Annotated in this window: 23 protein-coding genes; 10 read left to right on the forward strand and 13 right to left on the reverse strand. The window is 58.0% G+C overall.

What is annotated here, in order from left to right; all coding sequences use genetic code 11:
• Positions 1-73: 73 nt before the first annotated feature.
• Positions 74-493, forward strand: coding sequence for an acyl-CoA thioesterase (locus CHB79_RS01360; protein ID WP_010484686.1), 420 nt, complete (start codon positions 74-76; stop codon positions 491-493).
• Positions 494-554: 61 nt separating this feature from the next.
• On the opposite strand, the gene CHB79_RS01365 is transcribed toward CHB79_RS01360, so the two are convergent.
• A complete protein-coding gene (locus CHB79_RS01365) occupies positions 555-2,429 on the reverse strand; it encodes a cation:proton antiporter (protein ID WP_089358651.1) in 1,875 nt (624 codons plus the stop codon).
• A 114-nt stretch (positions 2,430-2,543) separates the two neighbouring features.
• On the opposite strand from CHB79_RS01365, the gene xerD reads away from it, so the two are divergent.
• The 5 genes from xerD (at position 2,544) to gtfA (ending at position 8,837) form a co-directional block, all read left to right on the forward strand.
• Positions 2,544-3,440, forward strand: a complete 897-nt coding sequence (xerD, locus tag CHB79_RS01370) for a site-specific tyrosine recombinase XerD (protein WP_089358652.1) — start codon at positions 2,544-2,546, stop codon at positions 3,438-3,440.
• 82 nt (positions 3,441-3,522) lie between these two features.
• Entirely contained in the window at positions 3,523-4,251 is a 729-nt protein-coding gene (gene dsbC, locus CHB79_RS01375) for a bifunctional protein-disulfide isomerase/oxidoreductase DsbC (protein ID WP_089358653.1), read from the forward strand.
• A gap of 128 nt (positions 4,252-4,379) precedes the next feature.
• Positions 4,380-5,684, forward strand: coding sequence for a homoserine dehydrogenase (locus CHB79_RS01380; RefSeq protein ID WP_010484695.1), 1,305 nt, complete (start codon positions 4,380-4,382; stop codon positions 5,682-5,684).
• A gap of 11 nt (positions 5,685-5,695) precedes the next feature.
• Positions 5,696-7,105 carry a threonine synthase gene (gene thrC / locus CHB79_RS01385; protein WP_089358654.1) on the forward strand — a complete coding sequence of 470 codons (1,410 nt, stop codon included), beginning with the start codon at positions 5,696-5,698 and terminating at the stop codon, positions 7,103-7,105.
• Between the two features lie 289 nt (positions 7,106-7,394).
• Entirely contained in the window at positions 7,395-8,837 is a 1,443-nt protein-coding gene (gene gtfA / locus CHB79_RS01390) for a sucrose phosphorylase (protein ID WP_010484699.1), read from the forward strand.
• Between the two features lie 64 nt (positions 8,838-8,901).
• Here the strand turns inward: gtfA and CHB79_RS01395 are convergent, their stop codons facing one another.
• Positions 8,902-10,218 carry a short-chain fatty acid transporter gene (locus CHB79_RS01395; protein ID WP_010484701.1) on the reverse strand — a complete coding sequence of 439 codons (1,317 nt, stop codon included), beginning with the start codon at positions 10,216-10,218 and terminating at the stop codon, positions 8,902-8,904.
• A 324-nt stretch (positions 10,219-10,542) separates the two neighbouring features.
• On the opposite strand from CHB79_RS01395, the gene CHB79_RS01400 reads away from it, so the two are divergent.
• Positions 10,543-11,334, forward strand: coding sequence for an IclR family transcriptional regulator domain-containing protein (locus CHB79_RS01400; RefSeq protein ID WP_089359179.1), 792 nt, complete (start codon positions 10,543-10,545; stop codon positions 11,332-11,334).
• 187 nt (positions 11,335-11,521) lie between these two features.
• The gene (locus CHB79_RS22140; RefSeq protein WP_245851317.1) at positions 11,522-11,707 is read left to right on the forward strand and encodes a hypothetical protein; all 186 of its coding nucleotides are present in this window, start codon (positions 11,522-11,524) and stop codon (positions 11,705-11,707) included.
• Positions 11,708-11,808: 101 nt separating this feature from the next.
• On the opposite strand, the gene CHB79_RS01410 is transcribed toward CHB79_RS22140, so the two are convergent.
• From CHB79_RS01410 to CHB79_RS01430, 5 genes are all read right to left on the reverse strand, one after another.
• Positions 11,809-13,272 carry an amidase gene (locus CHB79_RS01410; RefSeq protein ID WP_089358655.1) on the reverse strand — a complete coding sequence of 488 codons (1,464 nt, stop codon included), beginning with the start codon at positions 13,270-13,272 and terminating at the stop codon, positions 11,809-11,811.
• A 114-nt stretch (positions 13,273-13,386) separates the two neighbouring features.
• The gene (locus CHB79_RS01415; RefSeq protein ID WP_089358656.1) at positions 13,387-14,421 is read right to left on the reverse strand and encodes an ABC transporter substrate-binding protein; all 1,035 of its coding nucleotides are present in this window, start codon (positions 14,419-14,421) and stop codon (positions 13,387-13,389) included.
• Positions 14,422-14,454: 33 nt separating this feature from the next.
• The gene (locus CHB79_RS01420) at positions 14,455-15,261 is read right to left on the reverse strand and encodes an ABC transporter permease (RefSeq protein WP_089358657.1); all 807 of its coding nucleotides are present in this window, start codon (positions 15,259-15,261) and stop codon (positions 14,455-14,457) included.
• On the reverse strand, positions 15,261-16,187 hold the full coding sequence (locus tag CHB79_RS01425; RefSeq protein WP_089358658.1) for an ABC transporter permease: 927 nt from the start codon (positions 16,185-16,187) through the stop codon (positions 15,261-15,263). The genes CHB79_RS01420 and CHB79_RS01425 overlap by 1 nt, the downstream gene beginning before the upstream one ends.
• Before the next feature lie 15 nt (positions 16,188-16,202).
• Positions 16,203-17,321: an ABC transporter ATP-binding protein gene (locus CHB79_RS01430; RefSeq protein WP_089358659.1), complete on the reverse strand. Its 1,119-nt coding sequence runs from the start codon at positions 17,319-17,321 to the stop codon at positions 16,203-16,205.
• 202 nt (positions 17,322-17,523) lie between these two features.
• Here CHB79_RS01430 and CHB79_RS01435 point away from each other — a divergent pair, with 202 nt between their 5' ends.
• Entirely contained in the window at positions 17,524-18,447 is a 924-nt protein-coding gene (locus CHB79_RS01435; RefSeq protein WP_089358660.1) for a LysR substrate-binding domain-containing protein, read from the forward strand.
• Between the two features lie 24 nt (positions 18,448-18,471).
• Here CHB79_RS01435 and CHB79_RS01440 read toward each other — a convergent pair whose 3' ends face one another.
• A complete protein-coding gene (locus tag CHB79_RS01440; protein ID WP_089358661.1) occupies positions 18,472-19,182 on the reverse strand; it encodes an endonuclease in 711 nt (236 codons plus the stop codon).
• Positions 19,183-19,403: 221 nt separating this feature from the next.
• Here CHB79_RS01440 and CHB79_RS01445 point away from each other — a divergent pair, with 221 nt between their 5' ends.
• The gene (locus tag CHB79_RS01445; protein WP_010484719.1) at positions 19,404-19,943 is read left to right on the forward strand and encodes a YaeQ family protein; all 540 of its coding nucleotides are present in this window, start codon (positions 19,404-19,406) and stop codon (positions 19,941-19,943) included.
• Positions 19,944-20,016: 73 nt separating this feature from the next.
• Here CHB79_RS01445 and CHB79_RS01450 read toward each other — a convergent pair whose 3' ends face one another.
• The 5 genes from CHB79_RS01450 to CHB79_RS01470 all read right to left on the reverse strand — a co-directional run bounded on the left by CHB79_RS01450 (position 20,017) and on the right by CHB79_RS01470 (position 24,519).
• Positions 20,017-21,243 (reverse strand): NRAMP family divalent metal transporter, encoded by a 1,227-nt coding sequence (locus tag CHB79_RS01450; protein ID WP_089358662.1) that lies wholly within the window; start codon positions 21,241-21,243, stop codon positions 20,017-20,019.
• Between the two features lie 96 nt (positions 21,244-21,339).
• Entirely contained in the window at positions 21,340-22,131 is a 792-nt protein-coding gene (locus CHB79_RS01455; protein WP_089358663.1) for a putative hydro-lyase, read from the reverse strand.
• Between the two features lie 20 nt (positions 22,132-22,151).
• The gene (locus tag CHB79_RS01460; protein WP_089358664.1) at positions 22,152-23,072 is read right to left on the reverse strand and encodes a 5-oxoprolinase subunit C family protein; all 921 of its coding nucleotides are present in this window, start codon (positions 23,070-23,072) and stop codon (positions 22,152-22,154) included.
• Positions 23,069-23,773, reverse strand: coding sequence for a 5-oxoprolinase subunit PxpB (gene pxpB, locus CHB79_RS01465; protein ID WP_010484726.1), 705 nt, complete (start codon positions 23,771-23,773; stop codon positions 23,069-23,071). Before pxpB ends, CHB79_RS01460 begins: the two co-directional genes overlap by 4 nt.
• Positions 23,770-24,519, reverse strand: coding sequence for a 5-oxoprolinase subunit PxpA (locus CHB79_RS01470; RefSeq protein WP_089358665.1), 750 nt, complete (start codon positions 24,517-24,519; stop codon positions 23,770-23,772). Before CHB79_RS01470 ends, pxpB begins: the two co-directional genes overlap by 4 nt.
• Positions 24,520-24,660 lie beyond the last annotated feature (141 nt).

The following is a 24,660-nucleotide window of genomic DNA, read 5'->3' on the forward strand; positions in this document are numbered from 1 at the left end:
GTGGGCAGGCTTCGCGTTGTTGCACCCTACAATGATTATGCTTACTCAACGCTTAACTACAGGCCGCTATGTCATGACCCCTCGTGAACAAGAAATCCAGCGCCGCATCGAGCTTTCCACCACGCGCGTTGCCAAGGCGGTATTCCCGCCGACGACCAATCATCACAACACGTTGTTCGGTGGAACAGCGCTGGCCTGGATGGATGAAGTGTCGTTTATTGCTGCGACGCGCTTTTGCAGGCGCTCGCTGGTAACAGTGTCCACCGATCGCATCGACTTCAACCATGCGATTGCAGCAGGATCGATTGTTGAGCTGGTTGGACGGGTCATCAAGGTCGGCAATACCAGCCTCAAGGTCGAGGTCGAGGTCTTCGTTGAAAGCATGTATCAAGACGGTGTTGAGCGCGCAATCAGCGGTGTATTCAGCTTCGTCGCCATTGATGATGACAAGCGGCCAGTACCTGTCTTGCCAGACTTCCCGCAAGACGCATAAGCGTTCTGCAAGCACTGAAAAGGCGCCTTGATAGGCGCCTTTTCAGCTTGCCGCGCTGTTATTACTGGTTGGTGCTGGGGGCCGCGGCGGCTGTGTCGGACTGCGTTGTTGGTTCGCTTTTGGCCGCTGGTGTGCAGGTTGGTACGTCATCAATCAATGACACCAGCGTCCAGTCGGCTTCAGGTTCAAAATCCAGAGGCTGAGTGGCGACGTGGATCCAGCCTTTGGGGTCTCTCGCCATTAGCAGCAGAGCACTGTCCCCGTGCAGCTCTTGATACTCCTTCCAGCCGAATGCGGACTTCAGCGTGGTGGTGCGGATTTCCGCGCCTTTGCTCAGGCGACTGGCAAACTGTGGAAAGCTGATGGCTTCGCTGCCCAGGTTACGGCCGCGCACACCGTCACTGCTGCGATGCTTGTCCGAACGTCGGCTGTCGCTGCCAGAGGGCAGGGTGAAGCGGTTTGTCGAGGCAAAGTCATGGCGGAAATGCATGCAGGCCAGGGCGTTTAGCTCGCTGGAAGGCGACAGTGCAATCAGGTGGCCAAGGCCAACCATGTCCAAATTGGCTTCGGCGTGCTGCGAAGTCGGGTTGCCGAAGTAGGTCGGCAGGTTGGCCATGCGTGCTGCGCGGGTGTTTTCCCAGCTGGAGTCGGTGAGCAATACGCGGTTGCCAAGGCTTTGCAGGGCTTTGCCCATGGCGCGGGCCACCGGGTTGGCGCCAACGATCAGGAATCCACTGGGCGCGGGCTCGGCGACCTTCAGCAGACGCGCCAAGGGGCGCGCAGTGGCGCTTTGCAGCACCACGGTACCGATAATCACCAGGAATGTAAGCGGTACCAGCAACACTGCTTGCTCATCACCTGCCTCTTGCAGGCGCAGGGCGAAGATGGCCGATACTGCCGCCGCGACAATCCCGCGTGGAGCGATCCAGGCCAGCAGGCTTCGCTCGCGCCAGTTCAGGTTCGAGCCAAGGGTGCAGGCAAATACGCTGAGTGGCCGGGCGACAAACTGGATAATCGCCAGCAATACCAAGGTCACAGGTCCGAGGGCAATCAATGCTTTCAGGTCCAGGCGCGCGGCGAGCAGAATGAACAGCCCGGAAATCAGCAAAACGCTCAGGTTTTCCTTGAAGTGGAGGATTTGCCGGACATCAACGCCACGCATATTGGCCAGCCACATGCCCATGACGGTCACCGCCAGCAGCCCAGACTCGTGCATCAACTGGTTGGAAGTAATGAAAATACCCAGCACGGCGGCCAGGGATGCGAGGTTGTGCAGGTATTCGGGCAGCCAGTGGCGCTTGAGCACCTGGCCAAAGAGCCAGCCGCCAATGACCCCGAGTAGCGCGCCCGTGCCAATCACAGCACCAAAGGTTGAGAAGCTATGGCCCCATGGGCTGCCATCGTCGATGCTGACGATAAAGCTGAAGACCACGACCGCAAGCAGTGCGCCTATGGGGTCGATGGCAATGCCTTCCCAGCGCAGGATGTTGGCAATTGAGGCTTTGGGGCGCACCACGCGCAGCATCGGCACAATGACCGTTGGGCCTGTTACCAGCGTCAAGGTGCCGAAAAGCAGTGCCAGCTCCCAACTGAAACCGAGCAAATAGTGGGTCGCGCAGGCAATGACCGCCCAGGTGATTAGCGCGCCCCAAGTCACCAGGCGATGAACCACGGTGCCGATTTCTTTCCACTCTGACATGTGTAGTGTCAGGCTGCCTTCAAACAGGATCAGTGCCACGGCAAGCGATACCAGGGGGAACAGCAAGTCGCCAAATAGTGCTTGAGGGTCTAGAACGCCAGTGATAGGGCCTGCCAGCAAGCCGCTTAGCAGTAAAAATAAAATGGCTGGTAGGCGCAGGCGCCAAGCCAGCCATTGGCTGGCCAGGGCTGCTGCGCCGATGCCGCCAATGGCAAATAAAATTTGTGTTTCGTTCATCAAGACTCCTTGTCACTGGTGCAGCGTTACTTGCTATGGAAGACTAAGGCGTCTCTGAAAAACTACTTTTTTCAGGAGACCCCTAAAGCGCACGCCACATTAAAGCAGTTACTTATGCCGACGCTAGAACATCCGCTGATTGACCGGTTCCTTGAAGCATTATGGTTCGAAAAAGGCCTCTCCGCGCACACACGCGATGCCTATCACAGTGATTTGACTCATTTAAATGCTTGGCTCGACTCACGCGGCCTGACCCTGGAGGCGGCCGGACGCGAGGTTATTCTGGATCATCTGGCCTGGCGCTTGAATGAAGGTTACAAGGCTCGCTCCACCGCCCGGTTCTTATCCGGGCTGCGTGGCTTCTACCGTTACTTGTTGCGTGAAGGTGTAATTAGCCAGGACCCGACGCTGCAGATCGACCTGCCGCAATTGGGTCGTCCGTTGCCCAAGTCGCTGTCAGAAGCTGATGTCGAGGCGTTACTGGCCGCCCCTGAGTTGGACGATCCCATCGGTCTGCGTGATCGAGCCATGCTTGAAGTGCTCTACGCCTGCGGTTTACGGGTCAGCGAGTTGATTAGCCTGACGCTGGAGCAGGTGAACCTGCGCCAGGGCGTGCTGCGTGTATTGGGCAAGGGCAGCAAGGAGCGGCTGGTGCCGCTGGGCGAGGAGGCGATTGTCTGGATTGAACGCTATACCAAGGATGCCCGCGGTTTTCTACTCGGTGGCAAGCCCAGTGATGTGCTGTTTCCCAGCGCCCGTGGCGAGCAAATGACGCGCCAGACCTTTTGGCATCGCATCAAGCACCAGGCCAAGGTTGCCGGTATCGCCAAGTCATTGTCGCCACATACGCTACGCCATGCCTTTGCCACGCACTTGCTCAACCATGGCGCCGACCTGCGCGTGGTGCAGATGCTGTTAGGCCATAGCGATCTGTCGACCACCCAAATCTACACGCACATCGTCCGGGCCCGTCTGCAAGAGTTGCATGCGGTTCATCATCCGCGCGGATAAGAGGCTGTTTGGCGCAGCCCAGCAGGGCCGAATTATGGTAGTCTCCAGCCTCCGAAATTTGCGCTGCTCTGTAGGAGAACCCATGCGCTTAACCCGAATTATTGCGTGCGCAGCATTGGCACTGTTGAGTAGTGTGGCCTTTGCTGACGAGGCAGAACAGGCTATCCGTAAAACGCTGGACACCTTGCAGATCGACGTTCCGGTCGAGAGCGTCACCGCCAGCCCGCTCAAAGGCTTGTACGAAGTCAAGCTTGCAGGTGGCCGGGTGATTTATGCCAGTGCTGATGGCCAGTTCGTGATGCAGGGCTATTTGTTCCAGATGCAAAATGGCGCGCCGGTCAACTTGACTGAAAAGGCTGAAAGCCAGGGCATCGCCAAGGCCATCAACAATATTCCACAGGCTGAAATGGTGGTTTACCCGGCGACGGGCAAGGCCAAGACCCATATCACCGTGTTTACCGACACCACATGCCCTTATTGCCACAAGCTGCATGGCGAAGTGGCCGAATTGAACAAGCAAGGCATCGAGGTGCGTTATCTTGCCTTCCCGCGCCAGGGGCTTGGCTCGGCAGGTGACAAGCAACTGCAAGCTGTGTGGTGTTCCAAGGATCGCCGCGACGCCATGGATAAAATGGTCGAGGGCGAGAACATTTCGGCTGCAGCCTGTACCAACCCGGTGTCCAAGCAGTTTGCCCTTGGACAATCCATCGGTGTACGTGGGACGCCCGCTGTGGTGCTTGCCAACGGTCAGTTGATCCCCGGCTACCAGCCGGCTGCTCAACTTGGCGCCCAGGCACTTGCAGCCCAGTAATAGCTGGCGATTTGACCCTGTTGCAGGGCAGATTGACTAATACCTAGCCGCTTCGTAATGTGCGGCTCTCTTTTTATGCGACCGACTTATGAGTCGGTCGTTTTGTGCAGTACAGATGGGAGTTCAGTGTGAAACCGGTCAAAGTAGGCATTTGTGGTTTAGGTACTGTCGGTGGCGGTACATTCAACGTGCTCAAGCGTAACGCAGAAGAAATCGCGCGACGTGCTGGGCGTGGCATTGAAGTGGCGCAAATTGCGCAGCGTTCAGCTAACCCGCAATGCGATACGACCGGCACTGCAATTACCAACGATGTCTTCGAGTTGGTCAGCAATCCTGAAATTGAAGTGGTTGTCGAGCTTATTGGTGGCAGCACGCTTGCCCGTGACCTGGTGCTCAAGGCCATTGAAAACGGCAAGCATGTGGTGACCGCCAACAAGGCGCTGATTGCGGTCCATGGCAACGAGATTTTTGCCAAGGCCCGCGAGAAAGGCGTAATTGTTGCGTTTGAAGCGGCGGTCGCAGGCGGTATTCCCGTGATCAAGGCGATCCGCGAAGGCCTGGCGGCCAACCGTATCAACTGGCTGGCGGGCATCATCAACGGTACCGGCAACTTTATCCTCAGCGAAATGCGTGAAAAAGGCCGTGCCTTCGCCGATGTGCTGGCTGAGGCGCAAGCTCTGGGCTATGCCGAGGCTGACCCGACCTTCGACGTCGAAGGGATCGATGCGGCGCACAAGCTGACCATTCTTGCCTCGATTGCCTTTGGTATCCCGTTGCAGTTCGACAAGGCCTATACCGAGGGCATCACCAAACTGACCACCGCGGACGTCAACTATGCGGACGCGCTGGGTTATCGCATCAAGCATTTGGGTGTTGCGCGGCGTACTGAAGCGGGCATCGAGCTTCGTGTACACCCGACGCTGATCCCGGCTGATCGGTTGATCGCCAATGTCAACGGCGTGATGAATGCGGTCATGGTCAATGGTGACGCCGTGGGCTCGACCCTGTACTACGGGGCTGGCGCCGGTATGGAGCCAACCGCTTCGTCGGTGGTGGCCGATTTGGTCGACGTTGTACGCGCGCTGACCACTGACCCGACCAACCATGTGCCGCACCTGGCGTTTCAGCCAGACGCGCTGTCTGATCACCCGATCTTGCCGATCAATGCCTGCGAGAGCGCTTACTACCTGCGCATTCAAGCCAAGGATCGCCCGGGGGTTCTGGCTCAGGTGGCCAGCATTCTGTCGGCTCGCGGTATCAATATCGAGTCGATCATGCAGAAAGAAGTCGAAGAACATGACGGTTTGGTGCCAATGATCCTGGTCACCCACCGTGTCGTCGAATCGCAGATCGATGAAGCCATCACCGCGCTCGAGGCGTTGGATGATATCGCTGGCAGCGTTGTGCGTATCCGCGTCGAACAACTGGTCTAAGGGAGAACCATATGCGTTATATCAGCACCCGTGGCCAGGCACCGGCCCTGAATTTCGAAGATGTATTGCTGGCCGGTCTGGCCAGTGACGGCGGTCTCTATGTACCGGAGAACTTGCCACGTTTCACCCAGGAAGAGATTGCCTCCTGGGCGGGTTTGCCTTACCACGAGCTGGCTTTCCGGGTCATGCGTCCGTTCGTAACGGGCAGTATCCCGGATGCCGATTTCAAGAAGATCCTTGAAGAAACCTACGGCGTGTTTGCCCACAGTGCGGTTGCGCCCCTACGCCAGTTGAACGGCAACGAGTGGGTGCTTGAGCTGTTTCATGGCCCAACACTGGCATTCAAGGACTTCGCCCTGCAGTTATTGGGCCGCCTGCTTGACTACGTGCTGGAGAAGCGCGGCGAGCGCGTGGTGATCATGGGCGCCACCTCGGGTGATACCGGTTCTGCCGCGATTGAAGGCTGCCGCCGTTGTGAAAACGTCGATATCTTCATCCTGCATCCGCACAACCGCGTGTCCGAGGTCCAGCGTCGGCAGATGACCACCATTCTCGGTGAGAACATCCATAACATCGCAGTCGAAGGTAACTTCGATGACTGCCAGGAGATGGTCAAGGATAGCTTTGCTGACCAGGGCTTCCTCAAGGGCACGCGTTTGGTCGCGGTAAACTCGATCAACTGGGCGCGGATCATGGCCCAGATCGTTTACTACTTCCACGCGTCCTTGCAGCTTGGTGGGCCAGCGCGCTCGGTGGCATTCTCGGTGCCAACCGGCAACTTCGGCGACATCTTTGCTGGCTACCTGGCGCGTAACATGGGCTTGCCGATCAGCCAACTGATCGTGGCGACCAATCGTAATGATATCCTGCATCGCTTTATGAGCGGTAACCAGTATGCCAAGGAAACCCTGCACCCAACGCTGTCGCCGTCGATGGACATCATGGTGTCCTCTAACTTTGAGCGGCTGTTGTTCGACATGCATGGCCGTAATGGCGCCACCATTGCCGAACTGATGGCCAGCTTCAAGAAAGGTGGTGGTTTCAGCGTCGAGCAGGATCGCTGGAGCGAAACCCGCAAGCTGTTTGATTCGCTGGCCGTGGATGATGCCGCCACCTGCGAAACCATTGCCGAGGTCTACAAGGAATGCGGCGAGTTGCTCGACCCGCACACGGCGATTGGGGTCAAGGCCGCTCGTGAGTGTCGCCGTAGCCTGAGCGTGCCGATGGTCATTCTTGGTACTGCACACCCGGTCAAGTTCCCGGAGGCGGTCGAGAAGGCCAATATCGGCCAGGCCCCGGCGTTGCCGCCACACCTGGCTGACCTGTTCGAGCGTGAAGAGCGCTGCACGGTGCTGGCCAATGACCTCAAAGCGGTGCAGGGCTTTGTCACTGCCCACGGCAATCGTGGAAAACCGCTTTAAGGGCTCCTGAAACCACTGCGTTCGATATTACAGGGCCAGCCGTTGATCGTTGCGCCTTGTCTTATTGCCGCTTGCTAGCTGTTCTGGGGCAATTTGCACTTTGGTGTAGAAAGAAGGTCGGTAACCTTAGGGTGCCGGCCTTTTTTGTGGCGGTCATTTAGATTTATCCCCAATTTTTTATCAACTGCGTGGCGATACTTGCTAGGGTAGTTGGCAGCGCATCGAAAGCTGTCGCCTGGCAGCGTTTTCGTGTACTGCCCGTGAGGGCTGAACTGGAAAGGAGGCTGCCATGTCGCTGCGTAATGCTGTCCAGCTAATTTGTTATCCCAACCGCCTGGGTAATAACCTTGCTGACCTCTACACCGTGATCGACCGCTATCTGGGCGACACCATAGGTGGCGTGCATATCCTGCCGCTGTATCCATCCAATGCCGACAGTGGCTTTTCACCGCTGACCCATGCTGAGGTGGATCCGGCATTTGGCACCTGGGCGGATGTCGAACGCATCACTGCCCGCTATGACCTGTGCCTGGACTTGACCATCAACCATATTTCCGATGAGTCGGTTGAGTTCAAGGATTTTCTTAAAAACGGCACGGCCTCGGCCTATGCCGACCTGTTCGTACAGGTCGATCGACTTGGTCCCATCAGCCCGCAAGACTTGGCGCTGATCCATATCCGCAAGGAAAAGGAACCGTTTCGCGAGGTGCAGTTTGCCAACGGTGAGCGCGGGCGGGTCTGGTGTACTTTTACCGAGCAGCAAATCGACCTGGATTACACGGCCGCCCATACCTATCAGTTGATGGAAGGCTATATCGCCTTTCTCGCCGCACGTGGGGTCAAGTTGTTCCGCCTCGATGCATTTGGCTACACCACCAAGCGCATTGGCAGCAGTTGTTTTCTGGTTGAGCCCGAGGTCTATCGGATTCTCGAATGGTTCCGTGATACGACCCAGAAATACGGGGCCGAAACCCTGCCCGAGGTACACGATCACACCAGTTACCAGTACGCCATCTCCCGTCGAGGCATGCGGCCCTATGCCTTCGCCTTGCCGCCATTAATCCTGCATTGCCTGCTCGAAGGCAGCAGCCGGTACCTGAGGAACTGGCTGCGCATGTGCCCGCGTAACCAGGTGACAGTGCTCGATACTCACGACGGTATTTGTATTCCGGATGTCGAAGGCGTGCTGCCGGAAGACCAGATCAAGGCATTGGTCGCCAATGTCTCGGAGCGCAGTGCCGACCCGATCATGCGTCGCTCGGCGGTGAATGTGCATAGCGTCGGCGCCATTTACCAACTGACCTGCACCTTCTATGAAGCGCTGCAGTGTGACGATGATGCCTATATTGTCGCGCGCGCCATTCAGTTCTTCACTCCGGGTATCCCGCAGGTGTATTACGTCGGCCTGCTGGCCGGTGCCAATGACTATGGCTTGTTGGAAAGCAGTGGCGAGGCGCGTGACATCAACCGTCATTACTACAGCTTCGAGGAAATCGACCAGCAAATGCAGCGGCCAGTGGTCCAGCGCTTGCTTGAACTGATGCGCTTTCGCAGTCATTACCCGGCGTTTGAGGGTCGCTTCGAGCTTAACTCCTCGATCGACAGTCGGGTGTTGATGGGCTGGCGCCACGGCGAGTTTTATTGTCGGCTGGATATCGACTTGGTCGCCAAGACAGCTGTGATCAATTACCGCGATGTCGAGGGCTGTTGCGAGCGGGAAATGCAGTGCTGAAAAAAGCGCCAATGACGCAGTGTCATTGGCGCTTGGCTTACCAGGGGTGGATGGAAGCTGTTGCTTAGCCCATCATCGAAAGCACGACGAATGTGCCACCAATCGCCACGCCGGAGATGCCCAGCCAGATAATCAGGTAGCCCATGATATCCCGAGCCGAGAGGCCAGCAACCCCCAGCAGTGGCAAGGCCCAGAAGGGTTGGATTTGATTGGTCCAGCCATCGCCCCAGGTAAAGGCCATGATGGTTTGTGCAGGATCTGCGCCCAGGGCGTGAGCGGCGTTCATCATGATCGGACCCTGGATCGCCCATTGTCCGCCACCGGACGGAATAAAGAAGTTGACTATGCCCGCGCAGAGGAAGGTCAGCAGCGGAAAGGTTTCCGGCGTGGCGATGTGGATGATTGCCTGGGAGAACTCGGTCACCAGCCCTGAGCCGGTCATCATCCCGGCAATGCCGGCGTACAGTGGGAACTGCACGATAATGCCACTGCCGGCGGTAACGGCCTTGCTGGCAGCCTTGGTGTAGGAAACCGAGTTTTTGTGCAGGATCAGGCCGAGCGCGAGAAAGAACAGGATGATGGTGTTTAGGTTTACGTTGAAACCTTTGTGGACGATTTGTCCAACCAGATAGGCCGCCGCCAGGCAGCCCAGCAGGAGGATCGGCCAGCGACTGTGTTCAAGCCGGTCAGAAGGGGCCATGTCTTTTTTGCTGAGGGGCGCCTCCTGCTGGATATCCTCATCGGTGTCTTGCAGGCGGATGATGTCCTTGGGTTGCTTTTGCAGCAAAAAGAATCCCACCAGTAAAACCAGCAGCAACAGGGTGAGGATGATGTTCCAGCTTGAATAAAGCGTCTGCGAGACAGGAATGATACCCAGCGTATCCTCCATGAAATGCCCAGGTGTGGCGATTACCAATGGAATCGATGACGAGGGGCCGCGCACCAGTTCGCCGCCATATGCAGCGGCCACGATCAACGGGAAGTGAATCGCAACGCGTTTGCCCATTTCCCGCGCGAGGATGGCGCCTGCCACCATGCCAAAACCCCAGTTGAGGTAATAGCAAACAAAGCTGACCACTATGGTCAACACCAATGCTTGTTTGGGGGTGCTGGCGTGCTTGGTAAAACCGCTGAGCATGGCCTGGACTGCCGGGCTCAGTGCAAGCACATAGCCGGTTAGCAGCACGAGTACCATCTGCATGCCGAAGGTAAACAGCTTGGAAAATCCATCGCCCCAGTAACTGGCCATGTCCATGGGCGATTGGCCGGTGATGCCAACCCCCATCAGCAACACGATGAAGGTCAGCAGGACTGCCAATAGAAAGGCGCTCGGCAGATACCGCTGCACCATTTTTACAGAGAAATTAGTTATAGCTTCCATCAGGAATCCTGTTGTTTTTATGGTGATTGCAACTGGCTGCAAGGTTATGGGCAGACGGCCTCTGCTCGTCGGCGTGTTTGGCTCTTGGGGAAATATTCACACCTTGTGATCGGGGTGCTGGGCTTTTGGCGGCACGCCTGGTTATTTCATCAGGCATCTTAGTTCGCTATACGAACATATGTTTGCCTAACGAACACAATGCGCGATCATCGTTCTCAGGTCAATACTTTCTGGATGCAACTGCAAAATGCATGTTCGCAAGGCGAACAAATGCTAGAGTTCTGCCCGCTCAACAGGCGTACATGCATCAATCAAGGGGAAACGATGGACGACAAGGTGCTTCAGCCAGATGACCGGGACTACGTGAGTGCACTGGCTTCCGGGTTGAAGGTTTTGCTCGCCTTTGATGCGGCTCATCCGCGGATGACGCTCAGTGAAGTGGCGGCCCGCACGGCCATGGATCGGGCTAAAGCCAGGCGGTTTCTGCTTACCTTGCATTCGCTGGGGTATATGCGCCGCAGTGGACGCCAGTTCGAGTTGACGCCGCAGGTATTGCAGCTTGGCCATGCTTATCAGGCCTCTAATCAATACAGTGCGGTCATTCAGCATTACCTGCAGGACATCACCGCAGAGCTTGGCGAATCCTCGTCCTTGACTGTGCTCGACGGCAATGATGTGGTCTATGTCAGTCGTTCTGCAGCGCCCCACCGACTGATGGCAATCACCCTGGTCGCGGGTACCCGGCTGCCTGCAGCTTACACGTCGATGGGCAGGGTTTTGCTGGCGCAGATGACTGATCAGGCGCTGCACGACTTTGTCGAGCGCGTACCGCTTGAGCCTCACACCGCTTTTTCAATAACGGCTAAAGAGGCATTGCGCGAGGAAATTGGCAAAGTGCGTGGGCAAGGCTACGCCATGGTCGACCAGGAACTCGACCTTGGCTTGCGCTCGGTAGCCGTGCCCGTATTTGCCGGAAATGGAGATTTGCTCGGAGCCATCAATATCAGCACCAACGCTTCACGGGTGCCAACGCAAGTCCTGCTCAATGACTACCTGCCCAAGCTTCAACGGGTTGCGCAAACCGTACGCAGTGTCATTCGTTCAGCTTTGGGCTAAATGCAACTGGTTGCTATCGCCGCCGTCCAGAGGCTTGCTTGCGCGCCATGACATTGAGTGGATTGATCCTGGTCCTCACATCAGCTGACAGGAATAAGGCTTCGTCATCCTGGCTGAAGGTCACTTTCTGCGGCATCAGATTCGCCTGCAGGAGCGCCTCAAGGCTGCAACCGAGGCAGGCTTGCAGATGCTGGATGAAATTGGTGCCGAGGTGTTCTTCAGGCCTGAGCAGAGCCTGTACTTGTGGGCAAGAATGGCGCACATGGATGATGCCCGCGAGTTGACCCGCCAGCTATTGCCCAAGGGTTTCATGATTGCGCCCGGGCATATTTTTCACCAGAGCAGTCAGGTATTAACCCCTGGACCCGACTGAACGTGGCCTATCTGAATGACCCTTTGCTAAAGGCTGTGCTAAGGCATCCCTGAGCAACGCGCCGCCCCGGCAGGGGCGGGTTGTTTTGCAGGCTAAAGGGATCAGCCGGCCAGACCGAGCAGGGGCGGTGGACAGCGCTGATACCAGCGGGTGGCTTGCTCGTAGGCATGGGCCAATTGCAACACGGCCATGTCGGCTTGGTGCCGGCCTATGATCTGGATGCCCATGGGCAATCCTTGCTCATTGAAGCCAACTGGCACGTTCGCTACCGGGCATCCGGACAACGTGCCTGGGATAACCACCTCCATCCAGCGGTGATAGGTATCCATGGCGACACCTTCGATCTCTTTTGGCCAGTCGAGGGTCTTGTCGAAAGGAAATACCTGTGCACTGGGCAGCAACAGGTAATCGTATTTCTCGAACAGACGACTGATGGCCCTATACCAGTCGGTACGTGCGGCCGAGGCGCGATAGACATCCATTGCCGACAGTGCCAGTCCGCCTTCGATTTCCCAGCAGGCTTCCGGTTTTAGCTGCTCGCGCTGTTGTGGGTCGGCATAGCGGCTACCGAGTGAGCCGGCCACCAGCCAGTGGCGCAGGGTGCACCAGGTGTCCCATAAGCGTTCGGGTGCATAGTCGCTGCGGGCATCCTCGACATGGCAACCCAGTGCCTCGAAGTCACCCAGGGCGCGCTTGCACAAATCCAGCACCCCGCGCTGCATGGGTAAATAGCCGTTGAAGTCACCGAGCCAACCGAGCCGCGCACCTTTGATGTCACTCTCAAGGCTGCCTGCGAATTGGGTGCCCGGCTCGCTGATGGACAAGGGTGAGCGTGAGTCGCCCCCGGCCTGGGTTGACAGGAGCATGGCGACGTCGCGCACGCTGCGGCCCATGGGGCCTTCGTAGCCTAGCTGGTCGATGAAGAGGTCGGCACTGTCATCAAATGGCACACGGCCCTGGGAAGGGCGGAAACCAATGATGTTGTTGAATGCGGCTGGGTTGCGCAGCGAACCCATCATGTCACTGCCGTCTGCGACCGGCACCAGTTGCAAGGCCAGCGCCGCGCCAGCGCCGCCGCTGCTACCACCGGCCGTGCGGCTTGGGTCATATGCGCAGCCGGTGACGCCGAATACCGGGTTATAGCTGTGTGAACCCAGCCCGAATTCAGGGGTATTGGTCTTGCCGATAAGAATGGCGCCAGCTCCACGGATACGCTCGACCATGATGCCGTCGTTCTCGGGAACAAAGTCGCGAAAGAGCGGCGAACCCAGGGTGGTGCGGATGCCCTTGGTCAGTGACAAGTCCTTGATTGCATGGGGCAGGCCATGCATCCAGCCCCGGTACTCGCCGCGCGACAATTCGCGGTCACGTTCATCGGCCTGAGCGAGGAGGGTTTCTTCTGGTTGCAGGCTGACGATGGCATTGACTGCCGGGTTGAAACGCTCGATGTGCGCAAGGTAGTCGCTCATGACTTCACGGCACGACACTTGACGCAAGCGGATGCGCTCAGCCAGTTCATGGGCCTGGAGTTGGACCAGCTCGCTGATATTTTGGTTTTGGTTCATTGGGTCTCGCTTATCAAAGCAGTTTTGAAGGAGATTGCATCGGCGCAGATACAGTGCGCCTCTGCTGCGGGAGAGCCGTTGCAGGCTTGTCCCGCAGCAGTGGCAGGCAGTTGCCTAGCGCATCAGGTTGGTCCATAGCCGGTCGGCCAGGCGGATCGCGTCCTTGCCGCAGGTTTGGCTGAATACAACCTTGGTGCCTTCAGGGATTTGCAGTTCCGGCGCAGTTTTCAGATCTGCATCAAGAAAGGCTTCGGTGCCTTTGACCGGGCTCTGGTGCTTGAGGAAGTTCTGGGTCATCGCCGAGTTTTCCGGCTGACTCATAAAGGCGATGAACGCGCGTGCAGCCTCAGGATTGTTGGCGCCTTTGGGGATCACCATATTGTCCACCCAAGCCATTACGCCTTCCTTTGGGTACAGGTATTTCAGGCTTGGTTTCAATTCCCGGGCGCGCAACGAGGAACCGCCCCAGAACAGCGACATCGAGGTTTCCCCGGCGGCCAGGTTTTCGCGGATAGAGCCAGCCTTGGAGCTGTAGGTCTTGACGAATGGCTTTTGCGCCTTGAGCAGATTGAGGATCTGCTGGACTTGCTTGGGATCTTCGCTGCACAGCGGAATCCCCAGGTACAGGCTGGCGGTGTCCATTACATCGCTGACCGAGTCGAGCATATTGATCTTGCCCTGCAGCTCTTTTGGCGGCTCGAAGAGCACCGAATAGCTATCCATTGGGCCATTGTATTTCGCGGTGTCGAGCACCACGCTGGTGGTGCCCCAGATAAAGGGCACCGAATAGCCACCTTCCGGGTCCCAGCTCGGCTTTTTCAGGTTGTCGCTCAGGTTTGCGTAATACGGCTGTTTGGCCGGGTCGAAACGCTCCAGCAGGTTTTCGTGGACCAGGATGGGTACGAACTGGTGCGAGGGAATGGCTACATCGTAACCACTGCCGCCTTGCTTGAGTTTGGCCAGTAGGGTTTCGTTGGAGTCGTATGAGTCCACGCTGACCTTGATGCCTGTCTGTTTCTCGAACTTTTCAATAATCTGTGGCGAGAAATAGCCGCTCCAACTAATGACGTTAACGCTTTGGTCGGCTTGTGCCGTGGCCGCTAGCCCCAGAGCCATGGCGGCTGCGATTGCCGTAATTGACTTGTGCATAAGTGACTCCCTTTGATGAAAGTAAAGGCCTGATCAGGTTCTTGATTTACCCAGCAGGAAAGACAAGCTGACGAACAACACCGAAACGGCCAGGATCAGGGTCGATACAGCGTTGACGTCGGGGGTTACGCCCATTCGCAACATGCCGAAGATGAAGATGGGCAGGGTGGTGGTGCCGGCCTGGGACACCATCATCGAGATCACGAAGTTATCCAGCGACACGATGAAAGCCAGCATCAGGCCGGAGAAAATCCCGGGCATCAGCAGTGGCAAGGTGACCTTGGTAAAGGTGCGCCAGGGGCCTGCATAGAGGTCGTTGGCGGCTTGCTCCAGCGACAGGTCCATGTCCTCGAGGCGTGCACGGATCGGCAGGTAGGCGAAGGGGATGCAGAACACCGTGTGGGCGATGATCAGGTTGCCGTAGCCCAGTGACAGGCCGATGCTGGAAAACAATCCCAGGGTAGCGACGCCGACCACTATTTCTGGCAGCACCAATGGCAACATGATCGCACCGATGGACAGGCGCATGCCCTTGAACCGCGCCCCGCGTGAGGTGCCCAGCGCTGCCAGGGTGGCAATAACCGTGGCGATCACGCTGGCGCAAACGGCAATCAGCAGGCTGTTGCCGGCCGCCGAGCGCAAGGCTTGATTGTTGAAGGCTGCGCGATACCAGTCGAGGCTGAAACTGGTCCACACCGTGGCCGATTGGTTCGCGTTGAACGAGTACAGGATCAGCACCAGGATCGGGGCGTAGAGGTACAGGTAAAACAGGAAGCTGAATCCGCCGAAGCCGGGGAAGTGCTGAATGTCGAGCCGACGGCGCTTGAATAGAGGCAACATTATTTTCCCTCCCGGGCAACGCGCAGGCGTTCCGTGCGCATGGCATAGAACATCAGAACCAACATCACCGCAGCCATCAGGACCAGCGCCAGGGCTGCGCCAAATGGCCAGTTTCGTGCATCACTGAATTGGCGGAATATCAGGTTGCCAAGCATCAACTTGGTCCCGCCGCCGAGCAGCTCGGGGGCGATCATCGCGCCCAGGCAAGGTACAAAGGTCAGGATGGCGCCAGCGAGAATGCCGGGCCTGGCAATTGGCAGGACAACTTTGCGCAGTGTACGCAGGCGTCCGGCGTAGAGATCCTGAGCTGCTTCGAGCAGGCGCATGTCCATTTTTTCGAGTGTCGCGTAGATCGGCAGTACGACGAAGGGGGCGTAGGTGTAGACCAGGCCCAGCAGTACGGCGCCGTCGTTGTATAGCAGCGGCAATGGTTGCTGGATCAAGCCAAGGCCCAGCAGGCTGTTGTTGATCACGCCTGTGCCTCGCAGCAGGAGAATCCACGCATAGGTGCGAATCAGCAGGTTGGCCCAGAACGGAATGGTGATAAGGAAAATCAACAGGCCCCGGCGCCGTATGGGCTGCATCGCCAGCCATACCGCGACCGGAAAGCCAATCAGCAGGGTGATCAGGGTGGTGGCCGTGGCAATACCTACTGAGCGCAGGGCAATAATCAGGTACGAGTCGGTAAACGCCAGGCTATCGTCCAGTTGGCGCTCGAACAGCAGGGATGTGTAGGCCTCGCTGCTGAATACCTGGTCGACACCACCATAGGGGTTGGCCTGCATCAGCGAGTAAGCGGCAATGATCAGTATCGGCACAAGCAAGAACAGGCCGATGGCGAGTAGCGCGGGCGATACGCCCAAGAGGCTACCCAAGGCTCTGCGTCGTTCCAACGCGCTACCGGGAGCTATAGGTCGTGAGTTCATTGTTGGCTCCTAGGCTCAGTCCAACAGTACGCTGGCGCTTTCGCGGTCAAACTGCAGGCCAAGGCGTTGCCCCGGAACGAAACTCTGGTTTTGCCCGGCTCTGTTCGGTGTACGCACACGCAAGTGGCTGCCATCGGCCAGGCTCACCTGGTATTGCAGGTCGGTGCCCAGGTAGATCTGTTCTACCAGTGTGCAAGGTGTTGTTTCGGGGCTGTCGGGCGCGACTAACTGCAAACGTTCAGGGCGAATTGACAGGGTTACCTGCGCACCTTGGTGCAGGCCCTCGCGGCCTGCGGCGCGCATCAGTTGGCCTCCGGTAATACGCAGCAGGGCATGGTCGTCGGCGAGCGTCTCGACTTGGGCCGGGAGGAAGTTGGTCTCGCCAATAAAGTCGGCGACAAAGCGGTTGTTGGGTTGCTCGTAAATATCCGATGGTCGCCCGACCTGTTGCACCTGGCCTTCAGCGAGCACGGCAATGCGGTCGGACATGGTCAAGGCTTCTTCTTGATCATGGGTTACGAAAATAAAGGTGATCCCGGTCTTGGCCTGGATGCTCTTGAGTTCTTCGCGCATGGCTTGGCGCAGTTTCAGGTCAAGCGCCGAGAGCGGTTCATCCAGTAGCAACACCTTGGGATGCGGGGCAAGTGCGCGCGCCAGTGCCACGCGTTGTTGCTGGCCACCGGAGAGTTGGGAAGGGCGGCGATCGGCAAAGCGCTCCATCTGCACCAGGGCGAGCATTTCGCTAACTCGCTGTGTGATGGCTGTTTTGCCCAGGCGCTTGCCCATGGGGTGCGATTCAAGGCCAAATGCCAGGTTCTCGGCGATGCTCATGTGCGGGAACAGGGCGTAGTGCTGGAACACAGTGTTGACTGGGCGCTCGTATGGCGGCCGGTCAGCGATGTTCTCGCCGTAGAGGAGAATTTCCCCGGCGCTTGGGAATTCAAAGCCGGCAATCATTCGCAGCAAGGTGGTCTTGCCGCAGCCGGATGGGCCGAGCAGGGTGAAAAACTCATTGTCGCGGATGTCCAGGTCTACGTGTTTCAGCGCCACGGGGCCTGTCTGTGGATCGCCGTAGACTTTGCGTACCGAACGAATGGATACGGCTGCCGTCTGCAAGCTGTGCAGGGCACTCATGGTCATACCTCCGATTCCCTCCCCGCCGATGCCTGGCATGCCGGGGGTTTTAATTGTTGTGGCAGGGATTAAGAACATATCTGTGCAGCGGTTTTTATAATGAGACTGCTGAGGCTGAGTGTGTCTAGATTGCGGTTGTGCGAAAAGCTCAATTTGTTTACCGTTGCTGTTAATAAATTTAACAGTTAGGCTGGGGGTCGTTATGAGCACAACACGCCTGCCGCCGCTTAATGCGGTGCGTGCCTTCGAGGCGGCGGGACGCTTGGGCAGCTATGTGGCTGCATCCAAGTCGCTGCACGTGACGCAACCGGCAATAGGTCGTCATGTGCGCCTGTTGGAAGACTGGCTTGGGGTGCAATTGCTCCAGCGCACATCGCGCGGGGTCAGGTTGACTGCGGCCGGGCAGCGCTACTACGACAAGATTTCAGTGGCGCTGCAGCAGATCGCCGAGGCCAGCCTGGAACTGACCCCCGGTGGCGCGGCGCGCTGGCTAAAAATCCTTGTGGTCCCGGCATTTGCCAAGCGCTGGCTGATGCCTCACCTGGATGCACTGCGTCAGGAGCGGCCAGGCTTGAAAGTAGCGATTGAACCCAACCCGACTTTCACCGAGGTGGATGCCAACGTGGCCAGCCTGGGGATTGTGTACGGCATGCCCGGTGATTTCGCCCAGAGTCAGGGCATGTTGCTCCATCCCCAGGTGTTTCCCGTGTGTTCGCCGGCCTATTTGGAGACGCACGGCCCGCTGCATAGTATTGAAGAACTGGCGCAGCACGAGTTGATCCACGTCGATGAAGGCAGTTGGTGGAACGCTTGGCTGGCTGCGAACAACCAGGCGTTTCGAGTCAGCTCGGAGGTGCGCTATGTGAGCAACGACCACGCCTTGTCGATGGCGGAGGCCGGTGCTGGTATTGCGCTGGCCAATGATGTGCTGGTGCGCAAAGAGCTGGAGTCCGGTCTGTTGGTCAGGCCGCTGCCAAACCAGGTGCGCCTGGACAGCTACCAGTTGCTGATCCCACCTGGGCCGCGAAGTGCTGACATGCAATGGTTTGAAGTCTGGCTGCAAACCACACTGGCCAGGGAGTTTCCCGAGTCGACGCCGGATGCGGTCGCGGCTCAACTCGCCTGACCTGGGTTTCAAGCCCTGAATGAGTCAGATTCTGCGCAGGCTGCTTGTACATGCCTTGGGATCGTAGTTGCCGACATAGGGGTTGCTCCAACCCATGATGCAGCCCAGTTGCTGGTTGCGTTGGCGCTCCCAGTTTTTAACCGGATAAGTACGATTCCAGACGTCATACAGTTGGCGGTTCTTTTTCGATAAGCGCAGCTTGTAGCGGTCGCTCATGTACAGGTAGGTGCGGGCGATCATGCCGCGTACTGATTTGCGTGGCATTGCGACCCTGGCTTTGAAATCCACTACCATCGGGCAGGCGCCATATTGGCTGGGGGGCTGTGGCAGCCAGCCGTAGCGGAAGTTGCTGCGGTCGCCGTTGATCTCGCCGATACCGGGCACCAGGTTGAACAGGTCGGCTTCGGCGCGCTGGTAGATCTTGTCGTTTTTCGAGCAATTCTTGCGCCCGCCATGCTGCCAGCACTGGCGCTGATGACCAATTTCCCAGGCCGGGACTATATGCTCCCACTCGATACGTGAGGCACGGCTACGGTTTTTACGTGGCTTGTAGCCGCAACTCCTGAGGTCGACATGCTTGCCGCTGAATTTGCAGCCGCAGTAGAACTCGGTCGATTGCTTGGCATAGAGCTTCCAGCCGATCTTCTTGGCCTCGTTGAAGGTACGAGGCGGGCTTGCCCAGACACTGGCGCACAGGAGCAGGCAAGCCAGGCCGGCAATCAAACGAACAAACATGCAGCTTCGTCCAAAAGGGACGCATCATAGCAACTGGCGAGCATTTGCCAAGGCTGGATAAGCAGTTGTATCTACTCATAAATTTATTTTTCACGGGGATGATTCAAGCCAGCCAAACGCGGTTGATGGTCTCCATCGATCAGACCCTGGACGTGATCCTGACGTACGCAGCCCGCATCGGGTAGACTTGCCGCCTATTTGATCAGCCAAGAAGCTCGCCCATGGCCCTGCCTTCCACTACGTACAAAATTGAGTTGAACCTTACCGATATCGATCGTGGGGTTTACCAAAACCTGCGTTTCACGGTCGCTCGACACCCCTCCGAGACGGAAGAGCGTCTGGCTGTGCGCCTGATTGCCTATGCGCTGTTCTATGACGAGCAACTGGCATTTGGTCGCGGCCTGTCGGATGTCGATGAGCCTGCGCTGTGGGAAAAGAGCCTGGATGACCGCGTGCTGCACTGGATCGAAGTGGGGCAGCCAGACAGTGATCGCATTACCTGGTGCTCGCGGCGTACCGAGAAATTCAGCCTGGTTGCCTATGGCAGCCTGCGCGTCTGGCAGACCAAGGTGCTGGCGCCAGTGCTGGGCTTGAAGAACATCAATGTAGTCGCGCTGGGCCAGGAAGAGTTGGCCAGCCTGGCCCTGGATATGCCACGCGCGCTGAACTGGAGCGTGATGATCAGTGACGGCGAGTTGTTCGTCACTGACGAGCGTGGCCAGCATGAGATACCCATGGAGTGGCTCAAGGGCAGCCGCTAGGCATTGCCGTTACCGAGGGTGAACAGCGCGTGTTCACCCTCGGTGGTTTCACCAGTCAGTGGCTCGCTTGCAATCAAGACATCCAGAACTTGATAAACGAATTGAACGACAGCGCCACGCCCACGCAGGTGGCAATCACTGCCAGAATGCCAAAGCCGAGCATCCAGTTCGGGTGACGGTAATCCTTGCCGACAATATTCGATTTCTTCGCTGCAATCAGGATGCAGCCCAGTGCCAGCGGTAGCACCAGGGCGTTGAGCGTACCAGCAACTACCAGCACCTTGACCGGTTTGCCGACCAGGCTGTAGATCAGTGTCGAGCAGAGGATAAAGGCGATTACCACGCGTTGATTGTGACGCTTGATGCTCTCATGCAGCGAGTACATGAAGCTGACGCTGGTGTATGCCGCGCCGATTACAGAGGTGATCGAAGCTGCAAGCAGCACCACACCAAACATTTTGTAGCCTATGGTGCCCATCGAGTGCGAGAACACCGAGGCGGCTGGGTTACCCGGGTCAAGCATCAACCCCTGGCTGACCACGCCAAGTGCGGCAAGAAACAGGCACACACGCACGGCACCCGTGGTGGCGATACCAATGACCGCGGCGCGAGTGACTGCGCCGACGTTTTCGATGCCGGTGATCCCAGCATCAACCAGGCGATGGCCGCCGGAGAAGGAAATGTAGCCGCCGACTGTGCCGCCTACCAGGGTTACGATTGGCAGCAGCAGGAGCATCGGGTCATCCGGGTTGATGCTTTGCGACAAGGCCTCAAGCAGTGGTGGGTTCGATTGCAGCATGGCGTAGCCGATCATGCACAGCATTACCAGGCCAAGCAGTTGCATGACCTTGTCCATGACCCGCGCAGCATTGCGCATCATGAAAATACCGATGATGGCGACCGCCGCGATGATCGAGCCCAGCACCGGTGGCACGTCGAACAACACGTTCATGGCCAAGCCCGCGCCACCGATATTGCCGATGTTGAAGGCGATACCTCCGAGCACGATAAACCCGGAAATCAGGTGGCCAGCTCCAGGCAGTACCTTGTTGGCCACGTCCTGGCCGCGCAGGTTGGAGACGCTGAGGATGCGCCAGATATTCAGTTGCGCGCCTATATCAATCAGCAATGATATGAGAATGGCAAAGGCGAAGCTGGCCATGTATTTGGCGGTGAACAACGAAGTCTGGGTGAGAAACGCCGGCCCAATCGATGAGGTCGCCATGATGAATATAGCGCCACGCATTACGCTGCGCTGTTGCCCAGGGGCGGTGTCGAGGGTGCTTGCCGTTGGTTGCATGATTACCTTCTTTTTTTTGGAGTTTGGCAGGTCGTTTTTAGAAAAGCGGAGTGCTCTGATTGTTATTGGGTGAAGCCTTGAGGTTGTTCTGGGGCCTTAGATCACGCCCAACTGCTCATTGCGCACATCACAAATAAGCATGTGGCCCGGTGCATGGGTAATCGCCAGTGGCGGTTTGCTGTGCATGGCCACAGCCTGTGGAGTTACGCCGCACGCCCAGAACACCGGGACTTCGCCTTCATTGAGTCGTGATGCGTTGCCAAAGTCCGGTTGCGCCAGGTCGCCAATGCCCAGCGCTGCGGGGTCGCCAATGTGTACCGGAGCGCCATGGACGCCGGGGAAGCGTGAGGTCACCTGTACGGCGCGCACCACTTTTTCGGTAGGCATCGGCCGCATGCTGACCACCATCGGGCCGCTGAACTGGCCGGCAGGACGGCACTGACGATTGCTGATGTACATGGGCACGTTGTGGTTGTCTTCGATATGCCTGACCGGCACATCATTGGCCAACAGGGCGCTTTCAAAGCTGAAGCTGCAACCGATCAGGAAAGCCACCATATCGTCTTGCCAGTGGGCCGAGATATCGCAGACTTCCTCCTCGAGCACGCCGTGCCGGTAAATCCGGTACCTGGGCAAATCAGTGCGGATGTCCGCGCCGGGTGCGGCATAGCGCGATACGGCTGAGCCAACATCGGTGACATCCAGCAGCGGGCAGGCTTGCGGATTGCGCTGGCAGAACAACAGAAAGTCGTAGGCCTGCGCTTGATTTACAATCAACAAATTCGCCTGGGCAAAGCCAGCAGCCAATCCGGCGGTGGGGCCGGTAAATTCTCCCCGGCGAATTTTCTGGCGCAATTGCCCAGGGCTCAAACTGTTCAGTGGCTGCATGGCCGAGTCTCCGAAAGCCCTTAAGCCCACTGGGCCAGTAGCTGTTTATGTAGGCGTTGGGCTGCTTCCAGCGCCATGGGTTTAAGCTGCAACTCAGTGCCGGGCAGGCACTGCGCCAATTGAGCGACGGCACTTGGTGTCAGCGCGCCAAGACGCGGGTAGCCACCAATGGTTTGCCGGTCGTTGAGCAGCACAATGGGTTGGCCATCGCTCGGCACCTGAATGGCGCCGAGCGGCACACCTTCAGACACCATCTGCTGGCGCTCGCAACGCAGCGTCGGGCCGAGCAGCCGAATGCCCATGCGGTCGGCACGCTGATCAACCTTCCAACTGCTGTTGAATGCATCGAACAGGCTTTGGCCGCTGAAATCTGCAATCTGTGCACCTAAAACCACAGGCAGGACAATTTTTGTCGGGCGTTGCGGCAACAGTTGCGGATCCAGTTCCCGTGGTGTGGGAAGGCGGCTGGTGTCGCGCCATTGCAGGCGATCATTGGTTTGCAGTGGCTGGCCATCACCATGCAAGCCGCCGAGCTGGTCGCGTTTCACACTGGAGCAACTGCCCAATACCTGTGGCGCGACAAAGCCTCCGGGTGCCGCGATATAGGCGCGCACGCCTGCGACTGGTGTTTGCAAGCGCAGGCGCTGGCCGCGACGAATCTTGAAGCTGCGCCCCGGGCTGATGGCTTGATCATCCAGTTGGGCGCCCAGGTCCGCGCCACACAGCGCCAGGCAGGTGTCGGCTTCGGCGAGTAGTTCGAGGTTGCCAAGGGTGACTTCGATCACCGCCGCATCAAGCGGGTTGCCGAGCAGCCAGTTGGCCCAGTTCTGTGCGATCCAGTCAGCGCCGCCACCCTGGGTTACACCCAGGTGACGTACACCGACGCGACCCATGTCCTGCAGGTTCGCGAGGGCGCCACTGCGTTCAATCAACAGGCTCATGATTTGGCCTCAAAAGGGGTGTCATCGCCGCCCAGCTTGATAAATTCGGCATGATCAATAGGGATAAAGCGGACGCGGTCACCGGGTTGCAGCAAGCTGTAGCCATCCAGTTCGCGGTCAAACAGGCGCGCTGGGCTGCGCCCGATCAGGTTCCAGCCCCCCGGCGATTGCAGCGGGTAAATCGCGGTCTGCCGATCAGCAATGCCCAGGCTGCCTGCCGGAACCTGCTGGCGCGGCGTGCTCAGGCGTGGGCTGGCAAGCACTTGATCAACCAGGCCCATAAAGGCATAGCCGGGGGCGAAGCCCAAGGCGAACACCTGGTAGGTGTGCTCGCTATGCAACTTTATGACCCCGGCATCACCCAGCCCGGTGCGTTCGCCGATGGCTTGCAGTTCAGGACCGACGCTGCGCTGGTACCACACGGGAATTTGTTGTTCACGCCCGGCTTTGCTGGCTTGGGGTTGCAAGTCAGCCAAGGCCTGTTGAATCAATAGGCGCGCCTGGCGATCGTCAATTTGCTTGAGGTCATATTGCAGCAACACCGTGGTGTAGGAGGGGACCAACTCCAGCAAGGCGCCGGCGAATGTCTCGCGCAGGCGCTCGGTGGCGGCCAGCAGCCAAGGCATGTTGTCTTCGTCGATCTGGTCAAACAGGCGCAGCATCAGGCTGTCGATGGCAACCACTTCAATGCGCAGCTTCATGCTGGAAGGGCCTTCAATGCAGCACGAATCTGTTGCACCGCAGCAATCGAGCCGGCGTTATCGCCATGCACGCAAAGGGTATCGGCACGCAGTTGCAAGCTGCTGCCATCCTCGGCGGTCAGGGCGGTGCCAGTGGCAAGGTCGGTGGCTTGCTTGACGATGGTCTCAGCCTTGTGGTGCACCGCGCCTGGTTTGGCGCGGGAGACCAGCATGCCGGCGGCATCATAGGCGCGGTCGGCAAATACCTCGAACCACAGCTTGATCCCTATTTCATCGGCAAGGCGCTGGCTGGCGCTGTTGTCGCGGGTCGACATCAGCATCAGTGGCAATTCGGGGTTGTAGCGGGCAACCGCCTGCATGACTGCACGCAGCGAGTCGGGGTTGCGCATCATGTCGTTGTACATAGCCCCATGTGGCTTGACGTAGCTGACCTGGGTGCCTTCGGCGCGGCAAATGCCTTCGAGCGCGCCAATCTGATAGAGCAGCATGTCTTCGATTTCCTGCGGGCTGCAGGCCATGGAGCGACGACCAAAACCGACCAGGTCGGGATAGGCCGGATGTGCGCCGATGCGTACTTGATGAGCCACCGCAAGGGCCACTGTACGGCGCATGATGCTGGGGTCCGAGGCGTGGAAGCCGCAGGCGATATTGGCGCAGTCGATGAACGGCATTACTTCGGCGTCGAGGCCCATGCGCCACGCACCAAAGCTCTCACCGATATCGCAATTGAGGAGTAAACGACTCATTGAAATCCCCTGTTTATTATTGGCGTTCAAAATGCGAACTAGAATTTCTTTGACAAAACGATGATATTTTATCGATAAAACGTCAATGTATTTTTTGCCGAGAATCTTCCGGCCAGTCGTCTGCCAGACAAATGGCTTTGT

The organism is Pseudomonas segetis (genome assembly GCF_900188155.1).
GTDB lineage: Bacteria > Pseudomonadota > Gammaproteobacteria > Pseudomonadales > Pseudomonadaceae > Aquipseudomonas > Aquipseudomonas segetis.